The sequence below is a fragment of the Mycobacterium interjectum genome, assembly GCF_900078675.2.
In the GTDB taxonomy this organism is placed as follows: domain Bacteria; phylum Actinomycetota; class Actinomycetes; order Mycobacteriales; family Mycobacteriaceae; genus Mycobacterium; species Mycobacterium interjectum.
Map to the genome: position 1 here is coordinate 570,230 of NZ_LT546236.1, position 16,136 is coordinate 586,365.

The 16,136-nt window shown below is 69.2% G+C and carries 16 protein-coding genes and 1 pseudogene; 12 read left to right on the plus strand and 5 right to left on the minus strand.

Annotated elements, in window-relative coordinates; genetic code table 11:
• Positions 1–6 precede the first annotated feature (6 nt).
• From BN4348_RS32695 to acsA, 5 genes and pseudogenes are all read right to left on the minus strand, one after another.
• A complete protein-coding gene (locus tag BN4348_RS32695; protein ID WP_066908460.1) occupies positions 7–1,242 on the minus strand; it encodes a dihydrolipoamide acetyltransferase family protein in 1,236 nt (411 codons plus the stop codon).
• Positions 1,239–2,216 (minus strand): alpha-ketoacid dehydrogenase subunit beta, encoded by a 978-nt coding sequence (locus tag BN4348_RS32700; RefSeq protein WP_066908592.1) that lies wholly within the window; start codon positions 2,214–2,216, stop codon positions 1,239–1,241. The genes BN4348_RS32695 and BN4348_RS32700 overlap by 4 nt, the downstream gene beginning before the upstream one ends.
• Positions 2,217–2,221: 5 nt before the next feature.
• The gene (gene pdhA / locus BN4348_RS32705; RefSeq protein ID WP_084453933.1) at positions 2,222–3,184 is read right to left on the minus strand and encodes a pyruvate dehydrogenase (acetyl-transferring) E1 component subunit alpha; all 963 of its coding nucleotides are present in this window, start codon (positions 3,182–3,184) and stop codon (positions 2,222–2,224) included.
• Positions 3,185–3,202: 18 nt separating this feature from the next.
• Positions 3,203–3,280, minus strand: a pseudogene (locus BN4348_RS62670) (hypothetical protein); the annotation flags it as partial.
• A gap of 2 nt (positions 3,281–3,282) precedes the next feature.
• Positions 3,283–5,082 (minus strand): acetate--CoA ligase, encoded by a 1,800-nt coding sequence (acsA, locus tag BN4348_RS32710; RefSeq protein WP_066908463.1) that lies wholly within the window; start codon positions 5,080–5,082, stop codon positions 3,283–3,285.
• A 180-nt stretch (positions 5,083–5,262) separates the two neighbouring features.
• Between acsA and BN4348_RS32715 the strand changes: the two genes are divergently transcribed.
• From BN4348_RS32715 to BN4348_RS32770, 12 genes are all read left to right on the plus strand, one after another.
• Entirely contained in the window at positions 5,263–6,252 is a 990-nt protein-coding gene (locus BN4348_RS32715) for an Acg family FMN-binding oxidoreductase (RefSeq protein WP_066908466.1), read from the plus strand.
• The gene (locus BN4348_RS32720) at positions 6,249–6,521 is read left to right on the plus strand and encodes a DUF1918 domain-containing protein (protein ID WP_066908470.1); all 273 of its coding nucleotides are present in this window, start codon (positions 6,249–6,251) and stop codon (positions 6,519–6,521) included. Before BN4348_RS32715 ends, BN4348_RS32720 begins: the two co-directional genes overlap by 4 nt.
• A complete protein-coding gene (locus tag BN4348_RS32725; RefSeq protein ID WP_066908473.1) occupies positions 6,518–6,760 on the plus strand; it encodes a hypothetical protein in 243 nt (80 codons plus the stop codon). The genes BN4348_RS32720 and BN4348_RS32725 overlap by 4 nt, the downstream gene beginning before the upstream one ends.
• A gap of 79 nt (positions 6,761–6,839) precedes the next feature.
• Positions 6,840–8,879: an erythromycin esterase family protein gene (locus BN4348_RS32730; protein ID WP_066908476.1), complete on the plus strand. Its 2,040-nt coding sequence runs from the start codon at positions 6,840–6,842 to the stop codon at positions 8,877–8,879.
• Positions 8,880–8,903: 24 nt separating this feature from the next.
• Complete coding sequence (locus BN4348_RS32735; RefSeq protein ID WP_066908598.1) at positions 8,904–9,896, plus strand: 1-phosphofructokinase family hexose kinase; 993 nt, start codon at positions 8,904–8,906, stop codon at positions 9,894–9,896.
• Positions 9,897–9,972: 76 nt separating this feature from the next.
• Complete coding sequence (locus tag BN4348_RS32740; RefSeq protein WP_066908479.1) at positions 9,973–10,737, plus strand: universal stress protein; 765 nt, start codon at positions 9,973–9,975, stop codon at positions 10,735–10,737.
• Positions 10,738–10,752: 15 nt separating this feature from the next.
• The gene (locus tag BN4348_RS32745; RefSeq protein ID WP_066908483.1) at positions 10,753–11,583 is read left to right on the plus strand and encodes a universal stress protein; all 831 of its coding nucleotides are present in this window, start codon (positions 10,753–10,755) and stop codon (positions 11,581–11,583) included.
• Positions 11,584–11,665: 82 nt separating this feature from the next.
• Positions 11,666–12,328, plus strand: a complete 663-nt coding sequence (gene dosR / locus BN4348_RS32750; RefSeq protein ID WP_066908486.1) for a hypoxia response regulator transcription factor DosR/DevR — start codon at positions 11,666–11,668, stop codon at positions 12,326–12,328.
• Between the two features lie 271 nt (positions 12,329–12,599).
• A complete protein-coding gene (locus BN4348_RS32755; protein ID WP_211145665.1) occupies positions 12,600–14,252 on the plus strand; it encodes a sensor histidine kinase in 1,653 nt (550 codons plus the stop codon).
• A gap of 85 nt (positions 14,253–14,337) precedes the next feature.
• A complete protein-coding gene (locus BN4348_RS32760; protein WP_066908492.1) occupies positions 14,338–14,886 on the plus strand; it encodes a GNAT family N-acetyltransferase in 549 nt (182 codons plus the stop codon).
• The gene (locus BN4348_RS32765; RefSeq protein ID WP_066908495.1) at positions 14,874–15,752 is read left to right on the plus strand and encodes a universal stress protein; all 879 of its coding nucleotides are present in this window, start codon (positions 14,874–14,876) and stop codon (positions 15,750–15,752) included. The genes BN4348_RS32760 and BN4348_RS32765 overlap by 13 nt, the downstream gene beginning before the upstream one ends.
• A gap of 9 nt (positions 15,753–15,761) precedes the next feature.
• Complete coding sequence (locus tag BN4348_RS32770; protein ID WP_066908498.1) at positions 15,762–16,130, plus strand: SpoIIAA family protein; 369 nt, start codon at positions 15,762–15,764, stop codon at positions 16,128–16,130.
• The last annotated feature ends 6 nt before the right edge of the window (positions 16,131–16,136 follow it).

Sequence of the window (16,136 nt, forward strand, 5' to 3'; positions counted from 1 at the left end):
ATGAGCTCACTTCTCCAAGAGGTCGGGCTGCTGGAGCAGCTCGTTGATGGCTTTGAGGAACAACGCGCCCCGGTGACCGTCGCTGGCGCGATGGTCGGCGGCGAGCGTGGCTTGCACCGTGGTGACAACCCGGATCCCGCCGTCGATGACGCAGACTCGCTGGGCCGGCTGGCCGAAACCGACCAGCGCCACCTGCGGTGGGTAGATGACACCGAACACCGCGTCGACGCCTTGGTCGCCGAGGTTGGTGACAGTAATTGTCGGATCCGACATTTCGGAGCTTCGCAGCGAGAAGGAGCGCGCCCGCGCGACCAGATCGGTGAGATCGTCCATCAACTCGTCGAGCTTCTTCTCCGGGACGTCGTGGATGGCCGGCGCGACGAGACCGCCGCCGCGCAGCGAGATCCCGACCCCGACATGGACCCCGGTACCGGGTTGGAACCCGTCGTCCCGCCAAAACCCGTTGAACTCGCCGAATCGCTGCGCGGCGACGCCGACCGCCTTCAACAGCAGGACGGCCGGCAGTACGCGTTCGTCGATGGAGCGCTGCGCGTTGCGGGTGGTCAGCCAGGTGAGCGCGTTCTCCAGCACGATCTCGTCGGCGAGGTAATAGTGCGGGATCTCCCGCTTGGACCGGCTCATCGCCGCCGCGATCGACTTTCGCATCAGAGCCGCGCGGTCGGCCGGCTTGGTCTTGGCCGGGGTCTCGGTGGCCGGTTTCGCGGCGCGTTCCTCGGCGGCGGCGTGCGCGAGGCCGGCGGCGGCGTGCTCGACGTCGCTGATGGTGACGGCACCCTGCGGACCGGTGCCGCTGACCGCGCCGACGTCGACGTGCAGCGATTGGGCGAGGCGGCGCGCGGCCGGTGAGACCCAGCGACGGTGTTGCGGGGCGCCGGGCGCGGAGACGGCCAGGTGCGGCTCGGACGGCTGGGCAGGCGCCGCCGCCGGCTTGGTGACGTCGCTCGTCGCCGGACGGGGCTTCCCGGCCCGCTTTTGAGCCTTCTCGCCGGGGGCCAGCAGCGTCGCCAAAGGGGCGCCCACTTGGACGGTTTCACCGACCGGAACGAGCAGTTCGCTGACCGTCCCCTCCTGCCAGCATTCGACTTCCACCGCGGCCTTGGTGGTCTCCACGACCGCCACGATCTGGCCGCGTGTGACCTTGTCGCCGGGCTTGACCAGCCATTCGTTGAGCGTGCCCTCGTCCATGTCGGCGCCCAGCGCCGGCATCGTGAACTCGATCATTGCCGCTCACCGAAGAGGTTCTGCACGGCGGCGACGATCTGCGCGGGTTGCGGCAGCGCCGCCTGTTCCAGGTGCTTCGCGTACGGCATCGGGACCTCGGCGCTGCACACCCGGGCGATGGGGGCGTCAAGGTCGTAGAACGCGCCCTCCACCACCCGCGCGGTGATCTCCGCGGCCAGACTGCCGCTGCGCCAGGCCTCGTCGACGACGACGAGGCGATGCGTCTTGCGCACGGATTCGAGGATGGTGTCTTCGTCGAGGGGCCGCAGGATTCGCAGATCGATGACCTCGCAGTCGATTCCGGCCAGGGATAACTCGTTGGCGGCGTCCAGCGCCTTCCAGAGCGAGCCGCCGTAGGCCGCCACCGTCACGTCGGTGCCGCCGCGACGGACTGCCGCCCGGTAGATGTCGGTGGGCCCGAGGGCCTCGATATCGGACGAGGTGTTGTAGAGCTGGACGTGTTCGAAGATCACCACGGGGTCCGGATCGGCCAGCGCGGGACCCAGCATGCCGTAGGCGTCCTCGACGGTGGCCGGGGCTAGCACCTTGATGCCCGGAATGTGGGCGTACCAGGGCTCCAGGCTGTGCGAGTGCTGCGCGGCGAGCTGGCGCCCGGCGCCCGTTGCCATCCGGACGACGAGCGGAACCGAGAACTGCCCGCCCGACATATGGCGAAGGGCCGCAGCGGTATTGACGATCTGATCGAGCGCCAGCAGGCTGAAGTTCACCGTCATGACTTCGACGATCGGGCGTAACCCGCCCAGCGCCGCGCCTATTCCGATCCCGACGAAACCCAGTTCCGACAACGGGGTGTCGCGCACCCGCCCGGGACCGAATTCCTCCAGCAGGCCTTTGGACGCCGCGTACGTTCCGCCGTACCGACCGACGTCCTCTCCCATCAGCACGACGCGCGGGTCGTCGCGTAGCGCATCGCGCATCGCGTCGTGAACGGCGCTTCGGTAGGTGGTCTTCATCGTCTTCACCGCGTCGCCTCCGCTCGCGGGGTGAGGACGTCGCGTTCGAGATCCGCCACGTCCTCCCATGTTCCGGCCTCGGCGAACGCCACCGCGGCCTCGATCTCGGCGGCGGCCGCATCTTCGATATCCCGCACGTCGGCCTCCGCGAGCGTGCCGTCGCCGAGGCACTTCTCGGTGAACGACCGGATCGGGTCGCGCTCGCGCCACTTTTCGACCTCGGCCTTGTCCCGGTACAGCTCGGGGTCGAACATCGAATGCGCCCGGAACCGGTAGGTGCGGAACTCGATGAAGAAGGGCCCGCCGGTGTCGCGGACGTGATCGACACCCTGCTGCGCGGCGACGTGGCACGCCTCGACGTCCATCCCGTCGACGGCCATCGTGGGAACGCGGTACGACGCCGCCTTGACGGTGAGGTCGGTCTGCGACTGCGCCCGGTCCAGCGCGGTGCCCATCGCGTAAAGGTTGTTCTCGCAACAGAACAGCACCGGCAGGTGCCACAGCGCGGCCATGTTCAGCGACTCGTGGAACGCGCCCTCGGCCACCGCGCCGTCGCCGAAGTAGCAGGCCGTCACCCGCTTCTGTTGCAGCATGGCGTCGGCCAGCGCGATGCCCACGGCCAGCGGCAGGCCACCGGCGACGATCGCGTTGCCGCCGTAGAACCGCCGCGACGCGTCGAACAGGTGCATCGAGCCGCCGCGGCCGCGTGAGCAGCCCTCCTGCTTGCCGAACATCTCGGCCATGATCGAGGTCATCGGGATGCCGCGCAGCAGCGCGTGCGCGTGCTCACGGTAGGTCGCGACCACGGCGTCGTCGTCGGCCAGCGCGCGCAGCGAGCCGGCGGCGACGGCCTCCTCGCCGACGTAGAGGTGCAGGAACCCGCGAATCTTGGCCGCGCTGTACAGTTCCGCGCATTTCTCCTCCATGCGGCGCACCCGGACCATGTCCGACAGCAGCTCGTGGGCCAGCTTGACTCCGGCCTCCGGGCGCCGCTCCTTCTCATCGCTTCGTCCCCCTCGCCGCTGCGCGGCTGGGGGTACCCCCACTGCATCGTCGTCGGCGCGGGTCATGACGGCACTCCCTCGGCGCGGTGGTCCGGCTGTCTCTCGATCGTGGAGGTGTCGCCCTCGGGCAGGCCGAGTTCCCTCGCCTTGAGCAGCCGCCGCATGATCTTGCCGCTGCTGGTGTGCGGCAACGCCTCGACGAACTCGATGTCCTTGGGCGCCACGGCGGCTCCGAGCCGCTTGCGCGCGTGGCCCAGCAGCTCCAGGCGCAGGTCTTCGTCGCCGACCACGCCGTTCTTCAGCGTGACAAAGGCTTTCACCATCTCGCCGACCGTCGGGTCGGGGATGCCGATGACGGCGGCCTCGGCGACCGCCGGGTGATCGGTCAGCGCGCTCTCGACCTCGAACGGGCCGATCAGGTGCCCCGCGGACTTGATCACGTCGTCCTTGCGCCCGACGAACCAGAAGTAGCCGTCGGCGTCCTTCTTGGCGAGGTCTCCGGTGAGGTAGAGCCCGTCGGCGAAGCTGTTGCGGTACCGCTCCTCGGCGCCCAGGTAGCCGCGGAACATCGACGGCCAGCCCGGCCTGAGCGCCAGCTCACCCTCGACGTCCGGTTCGTCGACGACCTCCGTCGTCCCGTCGTCGTTGTGGCGCACGATGTAGGCGTCCACCCCGGGCAGGGGCCGGCCCATGGAGCCCGGCTTGATGTCGAACGCGGGGGTGTTGGCGATCATGATGCCGCCGGTCTCGGTCTGCCACCAGTTGTCGTGAATCGGCAAGCCCAGCACCCGCTTTCCCCACCAGACGGCTTCGGGATTGAGCGGCTCGCCGACGCTCGCGATGAAGCGCAGCCGGGGAAAGCGGTACTGCGCGGGCAGCTCCGGGCCCGCCTTGATCAGCATCCGTATCGCGGTCGGCGCCGTGTACCACACCGACACGCCCTGGTCCTGCAGGATCCGGTACCAGCGCTGGGCGTCGAACTCGGCCTCGTCGACGATCGAGGTGACCCCGTGCAGCAGCGGGCTGATGATGCCGTAGGACGTTCCGGTCACCCACCCGGGATCGGCTGTGCACCAGTAGGTGTCGTCGGGGTGCAGGTCCAGCGCGTACAAACCGGTGACGTAGTGCATCGCCACGGCGCCGTGCACGTGGATCGCGCCCTTGGGCGTGCCGGTGGTGCCGCTGGTGAAGTGCAGCAGCGCGGGGTCCTCGGCGGTGGTGGGCTCGATCGGCGCGTTCTCGTCGGCCGCGTCCAGCCAGTCCCAGAAGTTGAGCGTGCCGGGCGGCGCGCCGCCGGCCTTTCCGTCGTCGACGACGAAGACGTGCCGCACCGACGGCAGCCGATCGCGGATCTTGGCGATCTTGCGCTCGTAGAGCGCCCGGGTGGTCACCAGCACATCGGCCTGTCCGATGCTCACCCTGGTGGCGATCGGCTCTGGCCCGAAGGCGGAGAACAACGGGGAAACGACGCTGCCGCTGCGAAGCGCGCCCAGCATCGCGATGTAGAGCTCGGGGGAGCGGTTCATGATCGTGAACACGCGGTTGCCCCTGTTGATCCCGAGCGAGCGCAGCGCGCCGGAGAACCGCCTGACGAGCCGGCCGAGCTCGGAATAGCTGAGGTCGCGCGTGGTGATCGCGCCGTCCCAGCCCACGTCGGTGACAAACCGCAGCGCCGTGCGGGTCGCGGCCGGGCCGTCGGCGTGCCGGTCCACCGCGGCGTAGGCGATGTTGCACCTGCCGGGTCCCATGCCTTCGCACAACGCGGGCACGTCGGACCAGTGGAACTGCGCGCGCGTTTGTTCGTAGTCCGTGAGGTTGGGACGCACGGAGTAGTCGTCGGGCGTCTTGCGGATGACATCCATGGGGGGCCCTTTTCTTCTCGCCTGGGCATCCTCATCGTTTGCCCCGCGCCGATGCCGCGATAGAGACGAAAGTCATCAATGGCACGCGGGGTCCATCGACGTGGTGCAGGGGACCAAGGACCCTGGCGCGCGGTGCTCAGATGTCCGAAAGTCGACCTGGGACAGGAAGTGAGTGAGCGAATGACCCAAACGATGGTGGACATCGGTGTGATCACCGGCGCGGTGGAACTGGCCTGCCGGGCTCCCTCCCTGCACAACATCCAGCCCTGGCGCTGGGTTGCGGGTAACACCAGCGTCGATCTGTTCGTCGACCCCGATCGCAAGCTCACCGCGACCGACCGGTCGGGCCGCGAGGCGATCATCAGCTGTGGCGCCGCACTCGATCACTTTCGGGTCGCGATGGCCGCGGCGGGGTGGGACACCAAAGTCGATCCGTTTCCCAACCCGAACAACCTGGACCACCTCGCGTCGGCCGGCTTCGCCCCGGTCGACTTCGTGCCGCAAGCACGGCGGGATCGCGCCGACGCGATACTGCATCGCCGGACCAACCGGTTGCCGTTTGGCGCCCCCAAGCATTGGGGATCGTTCGAACCCGTACTGCGCAGCGCGTTCGACACGGATGCGGTTTTCCTCGACGTGCTGAGCGACAAAGCGCGACCGCAATTGGCCGATGCGTCGCGGCTCACCGATACGTTGCGCCGCTATGACGATTCGTACCAGCACGAATTGCTTTGGTGGACATCGCCTTTGCGGGAGGCGGAGGGCATACCCGACAACGCGCTGGTTTCTCAGTCGGACGCCCGACGGGTCGACGTCAACCGCCGGTTCCCCATCGACCCGGCCGACGAGCGCAGCTCCGCGGGTACCTACGACCAGGCGAAGGTCCTCGTGCTGTCAACGCCGCGGGATACTCGCGCCGACGCCCTGAACTGCGGCGAGGCGCTGTCGGCGATCCTGCTCGAGTGCACGATGGCCGGGCTGGCCACCTGCCCGGTCACGCACCTCACGGAGCTGGCGTCCAGTCGCGACGTCATTGCCGATCTCACGGGCCGTCCCGCGGCGGTGCCCCAGGTTCTGATCCGGGTAGGCATCGAACCCGAGGGCGAGTTGGCTCCCGAGCCCACCCCGCGGCGGCCGTTGAGCGACGTGTTGGAGATCCGCCGACCATGAAGGCCACGGTCGGGGACTGGCTGGTGATCAAGAGCGGCGCGATCGGCCGACGGGACGTGCGCGGGCTGATCACCGAGGTGCGTTCGCCGGAAGGTGAGCCGCCGTACCGGGTTCGGTGGCTTGACACGGATGAACAGGCGACGGTCTACCCGGGCCCGGACGCGATCGTCGTCACCGCGGCCGAGCAAAAGGCCGCCGACGAGCGGGCGCGGTCACGGTTTGCCGCGGTGCAGGCGGCCATCGCCGGATCGGGCCCGAGACTGAAATGACCCCTGCGCCAAGCGGTCCCCCGTTACTGACCGACAGCGACGTCGACGCCCTCGCGTGGCAATTCCTGCATTCGTCCTATGCCGACGACGCTTATGCCGATTGGCCGCTGGATCGACGCCTGGACGGCTTTCTGCGCCGGGAGGGACTGGTCCGCCTCGTGGAAGACGGCGACACCTACGACCTGATCCTCGACCGCGTCATGGCCTACATCGCCGCTCGGGCCCGGCTTTCCGACTAGCGAACGCGGCGACGAACGACCCGCGACGCCGGGACTTCCGTCCCTATCGCGACCGCCGGTCAACTGGTCGGATGGGACCATGACCAGAGCAGCCGACGCCACCCGGCGCTCGCCGCGGCGCGTGTTCCGCGACCGCCGCGAGGCCGGCCAAGTACTGGCAACCCTTCTCGGCGCGTATCGCGACCGGGGCGACGTCATCGTGTTGGGCCTGGCGCGGGGCGGGGTCCCCGTCGCGTGGGAGGTGGCGGCAGCGCTGCACGCACCGCTGGACGCCTTCATCGTGCGCAAGCTCGGCGCCCCCGGCCACGAGGAGTTCGCGGTCGGCGCCCTGGCGAGCGGCGGCCGCGTCGTCGTCAACGACGACGTCGTGCGGGGTCTGCGGATCACTCCGCAGGAGTTGCGCGCCATCGCCGAGCGCGAAGGCCGCGAGCTGGTCCGCCGCGAGGCCGCCTATCGCGACGGGCGGGCGCCCGTCGACGTGGCCGGCAAGACCGTGATCCTCGTCGACGACGGGTTGGCCACCGGCGCAAGCATGTTCGCGGCGGTGCAGGCGCTGCGGGAAGCCGAGCCCGCGCACATCGTGATCGCCGTGCCCGCGGCGCCCGAATCGACCTGCCGGGAACTCGCCGGCCTCGTCGACGACATGGTGTGCGCCTCGATGCCCACCCCGTTCCTGGCGGTGGGGGAGTCGTTCTGGGATTTCCGCCAGGTCACCGACGACGAGGTCCGCCGGCTGCTGTCCACCCCGACGACCGAGGCCCTGGCGAGCCGGGCCGCGGCGCGCACGCCGGCGGAGGTGATCCGCGGCGTGGCCATCGACGCGCCGCAGGGATTGCCGCCGGGCGAAACGCTGGAGGAGCTCATCGGCGACGCACGCGTCGTGCTGATTGGCGAAAGCTCCCACGGGACGCACGAGTTCTACCAGGCTCGGGCCGCCATCACGAAGTGGCTGATCGAGGAGAAGGGCTTCGGCGCCGTCGCGGCGGAGGCGGACTGGCCCGACGCCTACCGGGTCAATCGCTACGTGCGCGGCCTGGGGGACGACACGAGCGCCGACGAGGCGCTGAGCGGATTCGAACGCTTCCCGGCCTGGATGTGGCGCAACACCGTCGTCAGCGATTTCGTCGACTGGCTGCGCGCCCACAACCGGCTGCACGAGTCGGACGGCCGGCAGGCGGGTTTCTACGGCCTGGACCTGTACAGCCTGCACCGGTCGATGGGCGAGGTGATCGCGTACCTGGACAAGATCGACCCGAAGGCGGCCGCGCGGGCGCGGGAGCGCTACGGCTGTTTCGACCACACCTCGGCCGACGACGGTCAGGCGTACGGCTTTTCGGCGGCGTTCGGCGCCGGCCCCTCGTGCGAGAAGGAAGCGATCGAGCAGCTGGTCGAGATCCAGCGAAACGCGTTGGCCTATGCGCGCAGGGATGGGCTGCTGGCCGAGGACGAGCTGTTCTACGCCGAGCAGAATGCGCAGACGGTCCGCAACGCGGAGGTGTACTACCGCGCGATGTTCAGCGGGCGCGTCACCTCGTGGAACCTGCGCGACAAGCACATGGCGCAGACCCTCGAGGCGCTGCTGACGCACCTGGACCGCCACAGCGATGCGCCGTCGGCCCGAATAGTGTTGTGGGCGCACAACTCTCACGTCGGCGACGCGCGGGCGACCGAGGTGTGGGCCGACGGGCAGCTGACGCTCGGTCAGCTGGCGCGGCAGCGCTACGGCGACGACGCGCGCCTGATCGGGTTCAGCACGTACTCGGGTACGGTGACCGCCGCCAGCGACTGGGGCGGCGTTGCCGAGCGCAAGGTCGTGCGCCCGGCGCTGGGCGGGAGCATCGAGGAACTGTTGCACGAAACGGGCCGCAGCCAGTTCTTCGTGTCGCCGCTGATCAGCCCCGAAGCCACCGACCCGCTCAGCGCGGTTCGGTTGGGGCGCGCCATCGGCGTGATCTACCGGCCCGAAACGGAACGCCAAAGCCACTACTTCCACGTCCGGCCGGCCGATCAGTTCGACGCGATGATCCACATCGACCAGACCCGCGCGCTCGAGCCCCTCGAGGTGACCAGCCTGTGGATCGCCGGCGAAACGCCCGAGACGTATCCCACCGGCCTGTAGCCGCCGCCGACGACCGGAGTGATCATGCAGACGCCAGCACCGCCGCCTGCGGGCCGACCGCAAATTGTCACGCTGACCATGAACCCGGCGCTCGACATCACCACCAGCGTCGATGTGGTGCGCCCGACGGACAAATTGCGCTGCGCCGCCACCCGTTACGACCCGGGCGGCGGCGGCATCAACGTCGCGCACGTCGCGTACGTGCTGGGCGGGTCGGTGCTGGCGGTCTTCCCCGCGGGCGGGTCGACCGGCGGCCTGATCGCGAAGCTGCTCGGCGACGAAGGCGTGCCGTTCTGGCAGGTCCCGATCGCCGCGGCCACCCGGGAGAGCTTCACCGTCAACGAGAGCAGCAGCGGCCAGCAGTACCGGTTCGTCCTGCCGGGGCCGCAGCTGACCCTGCGCGAACAGGCGCACTGCCTCGAACAACTGCGCATGGCGGCGAAGTCGGCCGAGCTCGTGGTGGCCAGCGGCAGCCTTCCGCCGGGCGTCACCGCCGCCTTCTACCAGCGGGTCGCCGACATGTGCCGGCAGCTCGACGTCCGCCTCATCCTGGACACCTCCGGTGGCGGCCTGCAGCACGTCTCGTCCGGGGTGTTCCTGCTCAAGTGCAGCGTGCGGGAACTGCGGGAATGCGTCGGGCGCCCGCTGGAAACCGAAGCCGAACAGCTCGGCGCCGCGCACGAACTCGTCGACAGCGGCCGCGCGGAAGTGGTGTTGGTCTCCCTGGGGCATCACGGCGCGCTGCTCGCGACACGGCATGGCAGCCAGCGCTTCTCGGCGATTCCGATGCCCGGCGGCAGCGGCGTCGGGGCCGGCGACGCGATGGTCGCCGCGATCGCGGTGGGACTCTGTCGCGGCTGGCCGCTGGTCAAAGCCGTCCGGCTGGGCATCGCCGCGGGCGCGGCCATGCTGATGACGCCCGGAACGGCGGCCTGCGGCCGGGCCGATGTGGAGAAGCTCTTCGCGGCCACCGCCGAACCGTGCGACATCGCGATTGACGAACGGCTTCCCAGATAAGGCCTAACGACCCCTGTGTCCGGAGCGGCGGCGCAATAGCCTGACATTGAGCGAAGAAAGGTAGTCAGGAGCCGACATGAACCAGCTGGACGCGAAGTCGGTGGTCGTGGGCATCAACGGCTCACCAGCCGCGGTGAACGCCGCCAAGTGGACGATCGACGAGGCGCTGAGCCGGCAGTTGCCCTTGCGCCTCGTCTACGTCATCCCGCGCCGCGAGGGGCAATCGGCGCCCGCCTCCGAGTGGGAGCTCGAGCGCGCCGAAACGGCGCTGTCCCAAGCGGAGTGGGCCCTGCAGCGGGCAAAAAAGCCGGTCGAGATCGAAACGGCCGTCCTCTCAGGCGATCCCGGGCAGGTACTCATCGACGAATCACGGGACGCGGCGTTGATTTGCGTGGGCACCTCCCGGCGGGGCTGGGCGTCCGACGGGCTGCTGGGGCCGACTGCCACCGCGCTGGTGGCCGATGCGCAATGCCCGGTCGCGATCATCCGCACCAATCCCGACGGCTCGCCGACCGAGCTCGGGGTGATCGCCGTGGTGCTCAACGACGAGCCGGACAACGACGACGTCGTGCACGAGGCCATGGAGCAAGGCCGGCGGCGCCACGCCACCGTGCGCCAGATCGATCGGCGACTGAACAGCTGGGTCAGGCGCTACCCCGACGTGCACGTCCAGACCGTCGCAGCGGGCACCGGCGTGAGAACCGACGAGAAGCACAGTGGCCACATCGGATTGGCGGTGGTGGGCAGCGCCGACGCCGCCGAGATCGCCGGGCTGGCCACCCCGAACTGCCATCCGATCGTGGGTTACCCCGACTGTTCGGTCCTGGTGGTCCGGCACTAAAGTCCGGCAACGTCGATGAGCCAGTTGGCGACACCGCAGTCGATCGTGGTCGGTATCGATGGCTCGAAGGCGGCGATACGCGCGGCGCTCTGGGCGCTCGACGAGGCGGTAAGCCGTGACGCGCCGCTGCGCCTGCTGTACGCGGCCGAGCGGGGCGACATGGAGGCGGCCGCACCGCAAACCTCGATTCGCCACGCCGTCAACGCAATCGAAGCCACGGGGAAGCCCGTCAGAATCGAAACCGCAGTCGTCCCCGGACCGGCGATCGGAGCCCTGATCAGCGCATCGGCATCCGCGGTCATGGTGTGCGTCGGCGCGGTCGGATTGCGTCACTTCCAGCGGGGCCGGGTCGGCTCCACCGCCGCCGCCTTGGCCATATCGACGCGCTGCCCGGTGGCGATCGTTCGGGGCCGCGACGACCAGCCCGCCGCGGACTCGATCATCGTCGAGCTGGACGGCTCCCCCGACAACGGTGTCTTGTTGGGCGCCGCCATCGCGGAGGCCCGGCTGCGCAACGCCGCGATCCGGGCGATCATCTGCCGCCGATCCGCGCCGGACGACGAGGGGCCGGTCTCTATCGGGCCTGCCGAGGGCGATCGCCGGGCGCTGGCCGACCTCGATCGCCGGCTGGCCCGTTGGAAGCGGCGCTATCCGCAGCTGCGGGTCGAGTCGCTGGCGGTGCACGGCGGCCTGCTCGGATACCTGGCCCTGCGCCGGTCGGTCGGGTTGGTGGTGGTCGGCGCCCGCAACCGCCAGCAGGTGACCGAGCTCGTCGGGCCGGCCGGCAGTGCCGTGCTGCGGGACGCCGACTGCTCGGTGTTGGTCGTCAATCAGCAACACTTGTGAGCCCGGGCGGTTGTGAAACTATGGGATATTGGGTCGGCGGTTTCATGACCGTCGCCTCGCAACCCGGCAGAAAGAATTCGTCATGGTCAAGGTCTTCCTGGTCGATGACCACGAAGTCGTTCGGCGCGGTCTCGCCGACCTGCTCGCCTCGGACCCCGAGCTGGAAATCGTCGGCGAAGCCGGGTCCGTCTCGGAGGCGAAGGCGAGAATTCCGGCCCTGCGGCCCGACGTCGCCGTCCTTGACGTGCGCCTTCCCGACGGGAACGGAATCGAATTGTGCCGCGACCTGGTGTCCGACATTCCGGACCTGCGGTGCCTGATGCTGACGTCCTTCACCTCCGACGAGGCGATGCTCGAGGCGATTCTGGCCGGTGCCAGCGGTTACGTGGTCAAAGACATCAAAGGCATGGAGCTGGCCCACGCGATCAAGGAGGTGGGTGCCGGTAAATCCTTGCTGGACAACCGGGCCGCCGCGGCGTTGATGGCGAAGCTTCGCGGCACGGCGGAACGCGAAGACCCGTTGTCCGGGCTCACCGAACAGGAGCGGACGCTGCTCGGGCTGCTCAGTGAAGGTTTGACCAACAGGCAGATCGCCGCGCGGATGTTCCTGGCCGAGAAAACCGTGAAGAACTACGTCTCGCGTTTGCTCGCCAAATTGGGCATGGAGCGCCGGACGCAGGCGGCGGTGTTCGCCTCCAAGCTGGATCAGCGGTCCGGCCGGCCCACGGATTCGCCGCCCGGCTAGTCGGCGGCGCCCACACGAGCCTCCGGGGTTTGCTGTCGGCGCCGCGTCTGCGCGCCGGCGGCCAGCTGGCGTGCCGCGGTTGTCTTGGGCGCGTTTACCCCTAGGGGTTAAGCTGGCCGAAGGCATCTGGCGTCGCTGACTTCGTACACGTCGGTCTACCCGGCGCAAGTTGTCCCATCGCTGAGGGTGTCGTGGAGGTATCGGTCGGGTGACCAGCGACGAGCGCGGCTCGGCTTTTGCTGGGCTTGGCCAGCGCGGGCTTGTGACCAGAATGCATTCCCAGCTCGACGAGTTGCTGGCGGCGCGCGACCAGATGGAGCACCTGCTTCGCGTCTTCGTCGAGATCGGCGGGAGCGTCGGTGACCTCGACGCGACGCTGCACGGGATCATCGCCGCGGCCAGGGGGTTGACCGCCGCCCCCTACGGCGCGCTGGCCATCCGCGATCCCGAGGGCAATTTGCTCCGGTTCATCCACGAGGGGATGGACGCCGACACCGTCAAACGCATCGGCCACCTGCCGTTCGGCAAGGGGTTGTTGAGCCTGTCGCTGCTCGACACGCCCGCCCTGCGTGTGGATGACCTGAGCGCACACCCGGCCGCCGTGGGGTTTCCCGAGCACCACCCGCCCATGCGGGCCTTCCTCGCGGTGCCGATCAAAATCCGCGGGGTGGTCTTCGGCAACATCTACCTGACCCACGTCGACCCGGACCGGGTGTTCTCCGAGTCCGACGAGGTCGCCGCCCGCGCACTGGCTTTCGCGGCCGCGGCCACCATCGACAACGCGCAACTGTTCGAGCGCGAGCGGTTGTCGGTGAAGTGGATGGAGGCCAGCCGCGAGATCACGACGGCCCTGTTGTCCAGCGCCCAGCCGCACCGGCGCCCGATGCAGCTGATCGCCGAAAGCGCGCGGATCCTGACCGGCGCCGAACAGGCGATCGTGCTCGTCCCGGCAGACGCCGACCTGCCGGATGACGAAATCGACACCCTGGTGGTGTCCGCCGCGGTGGGGGTGCACGCCGACGAGGTCATGGGCCGGCGCGTTCCGGTGCAGGGGTCCAGCAGCGGCGAGGTTTTCCGTTCCGGCGAGCCGCTGATCACCGAGTCGTTGCGGTATCCGATCCAGGCGTTCACGGATGTGGGGCAGCGCCCCGCCATCCTGATGCCGCTGCGCGCCGACGATCAGGTTGCGGGGGTCATCGCGATCGCGCGCGCCGCGGACCAGCCGCCGTTCGACGAGAGTTACCTCGACCTGGTGAGTGACTTCGCCACCCACGCCGCGATGGCCCTGGTCCTGGCGGCGGCGCGGGACGATTCGCGCCAGCTGACCATCCTCGCCGAGCGCGAGCGCATCGCGCACGATCTGCACGACCATGTCATCCAGCGGCTGTTCGCCGCCGGGATGAACCTGCAGGGCACGCTCGCCCGGGCGCGTTCGCCGGAGGTGGTCGAGCGGCTCAACCGCACCCTCGACGATCTGCAGACCATCATCGAGGAGATCCGGTCGACGATCTTCCAGCTCAAATCCCCATTGGGCAAGGGGCCCGATTTCCGCCAGCGGATCCAACAAGTGGTCGCCGACCTGACCGAAAGTCGCGAGATCGTCACCACGCTGCGCCTGCATGGGCCGATGACCGCCGTGGGCGGTGAGCTTGCCGAGCAGGCCGAGGCCGTCGCCACGGAGGCCGTCAGCAACGCGCTGCGCCACTCCGGCGGCTCGCGACTGACCGTCGAGGTGGACGTGGCCGACATGTTCGTCCTCGACGTGAGCGACAACGGCTGCGGCATCCCCGCCGGTAACACGCGCAACAGCGGGCTGGCCAATATCAAGCGCCGGGCCGAGCAGCTCGGCGGCACCTGCGAGATCAGCAATCCCCCGGAGGGTGGCACCCGGGTGCATTGGGTCGCCCCGCTCACCGACCAGTAACGCCGGCGGTGCGGGACCAAATCCCGCGGGGTGGGGTCCAACGGCCCCTGCCCAACCGCCCCGGGACGGAATAACGTCGTTCATCATGAGCGACCAGGCGGTGGAATTCGCGGTTACGGCTCCACTGCTGGACGGGCGCGTCGTGTCGATGCGCCGGCTCGGCGCCGACGACGCCGCCGCGGTCCTGGCGCTGCACCAACAACTCTCCGACCACGACCGCTACTTTCGCTTTTTCACGCTGCAGCCGGTCGAGCTGGCCGAACTCGTCGGCAGGCTGACCGAGCCCCCCGACGGGCTGTGCGCCCTCGGGGCGTTCGACGCCGGTCGGCTGATCGGCGTGGCCCATTATGTCGTCGTCCGTGAGACGCCGAAGGCCGCGGAGTTCGCCATCGTGGTCGCCCACGAAGACCATTCGGTCGGCGTCGGAACGGCCTTGCTGAAGCATCTGGCCCGCGTCGCCCGAGTTCACGGAATCGGGCGCTTCGTCGCCGACGTGCTGGGCGAGAACCACCTGATGCTCATGGTGGTCTTCGACCTGGGCTGGCGTTGCGAGCCGGCGGATTACGGATCGGTGCGTCACCTGGAGATCGAGCTGCCCGATTTGACCGACGAGGATGCGAAATGTCCGACATGACAAAGAAATTCGGAGTGCTGGTGTGCGTCGACGGATCGTCGGCGTCCGACGCCGCCGTCGCCTGGGGCAGCCGCGAGGCCGTCATGCGCAAGCTGCCCATCACGTTGATGCACGCCGTGCCACCGGTGGTCGTCGGCTGGCCGGAGGGTCAACTGTATGCCGACATGCCGCAGTGGCAGCACGACGACGCGCATCACGTCATCGATCAGGCCCGCAAGACGCTCAGCGCCGGCCTGGCGGGGGCGCAGCCACCCGAAATCCGCACGGAGGTCGTCTATTCCGGCGTGGTGCCGGCGCTGGCGGAGGCCTCGAAGGACGCGTGGGTGATCGTCGCCGGCAGCCAGGGCCTGGGTGCGCTGGGCCGCCTGCTGCTGGGTTCGGTCACGACGGGGCTGATTCACTACGCGCACTGCCCGGTCGCGGTCATTCACGCCGGCGAGGGCGCCGCTCCTGACGCCAACGCGCCCGTCCTGCTGGGCGTCGACGGATCGCCCGCGTCGGAAGCCGCGACCGCCCTGGCCTTCGACGAGGCCTCGCGCCGCCGGGTGGGGCTGCGCGCGCTGCACGTCTGGAGCGACGTCGGGGTGTTCCCCGTCCTCGGGATGGACTGGCGCGACCGCGAGCGCGAGGGGCAGGAGATTCTCGCCGAACGCCTGGCCGGCTGGCAAGAACGGTATCCGGATGTGCATGTCGAGCGGTTGTTGTTCTGCGACAAGCCATCCCGCTGGCTGCTCGAGGAGTCCGAGCGCGCGCAGCTCGTCGTGGTCGGCAGCCGCGGTCGCGGGGGTTTTCCCGGGATGCTGCTCGGGTCGGTGAGTTCGGCCGTGGCGCAATCGGCGAAAGTTCCCGTGATTGTTGTTCGTTAGGAGGACGCGATGATCGAGCTACTACCGGACATGCCGCAAGGGGTGAGCGGCATCCGCGTGTCGGGCCGGCTGCGCGGTGACGAATTGCGCGACTTCAAACCCGCGATGGAAGAGATGCTGAACACCGGCGAGGTCAGGATCGTGGAGGTCATCGCCCCCGATTACGAGGGCTTCGGGCCCGGCGGCTTCGTCGAGGACATCAGGCTGGGGTTCGGCATGGTCTTCGCGCATCATTCGGCCTTCAAGCGGATCGCGATCGTTTCCGACAAGGACTGGGTCGGCCATGTCCTGCACGCCGTGGCGTGGATGATCCCCGGCGAGCTCGCCGTGTTCGGGCTCGATGAGCTCGACCGCGCCAAGGAGTGGGCCGCCGGCTAGGTCCCG

Excerpts from the sequence above, each read along its gene's own strand:
- dosR (WP_066908486.1), top strand. The coding sequence starts at position 11,666 with ATGGTCAAGGTCTTCCTGGTCGATGACCACGAAGTCGTTCGGCGCGGT.
- BN4348_RS32695 (WP_066908460.1), bottom strand. The coding sequence starts at position 1,242 with ATGATCGAGTTCACGATGCCGGCGCTGGGCGCCGACATGGACGAGGGC.
- BN4348_RS32740 (WP_066908479.1), top strand. The coding sequence starts at position 9,973 with ATGAACCAGCTGGACGCGAAGTCGGTGGTCGTGGGCATCAACGGCTCA.
- BN4348_RS32730 (WP_066908476.1), top strand. The coding sequence starts at position 6,840 with ATGACCAGAGCAGCCGACGCCACCCGGCGCTCGCCGCGGCGCGTGTTC.
- BN4348_RS32715 (WP_066908466.1), top strand. The coding sequence starts at position 5,263 with ATGACCCAAACGATGGTGGACATCGGTGTGATCACCGGCGCGGTGGAA.
- BN4348_RS32755 (WP_211145665.1), top strand. The coding sequence starts at position 12,600 with ATGCATTCCCAGCTCGACGAGTTGCTGGCGGCGCGCGACCAGATGGAG.
- acsA (WP_066908463.1), bottom strand. The coding sequence starts at position 5,082 with ATGGATGTCATCCGCAAGACGCCCGACGACTACTCCGTGCGTCCCAAC.
- BN4348_RS32765 (WP_066908495.1), top strand. The coding sequence starts at position 14,874 with ATGTCCGACATGACAAAGAAATTCGGAGTGCTGGTGTGCGTCGACGGA.
- BN4348_RS32760 (WP_066908492.1), top strand. The coding sequence starts at position 14,338 with ATGAGCGACCAGGCGGTGGAATTCGCGGTTACGGCTCCACTGCTGGAC.
- BN4348_RS32770 (WP_066908498.1), top strand. The coding sequence starts at position 15,762 with ATGATCGAGCTACTACCGGACATGCCGCAAGGGGTGAGCGGCATCCGC.
- BN4348_RS32700 (WP_066908592.1), bottom strand. The coding sequence starts at position 2,216 with ATGAAGACCACCTACCGAAGCGCCGTTCACGACGCGATGCGCGATGCG.
- BN4348_RS32745 (WP_066908483.1), top strand. The coding sequence starts at position 10,753 with ATGAGCCAGTTGGCGACACCGCAGTCGATCGTGGTCGGTATCGATGGC.
- BN4348_RS32720 (WP_066908470.1), top strand. The coding sequence starts at position 6,249 with ATGAAGGCCACGGTCGGGGACTGGCTGGTGATCAAGAGCGGCGCGATC.
- BN4348_RS32735 (WP_066908598.1), top strand. The coding sequence starts at position 8,904 with ATGCAGACGCCAGCACCGCCGCCTGCGGGCCGACCGCAAATTGTCACG.
- BN4348_RS32725 (WP_066908473.1), top strand. The coding sequence starts at position 6,518 with ATGACCCCTGCGCCAAGCGGTCCCCCGTTACTGACCGACAGCGACGTC.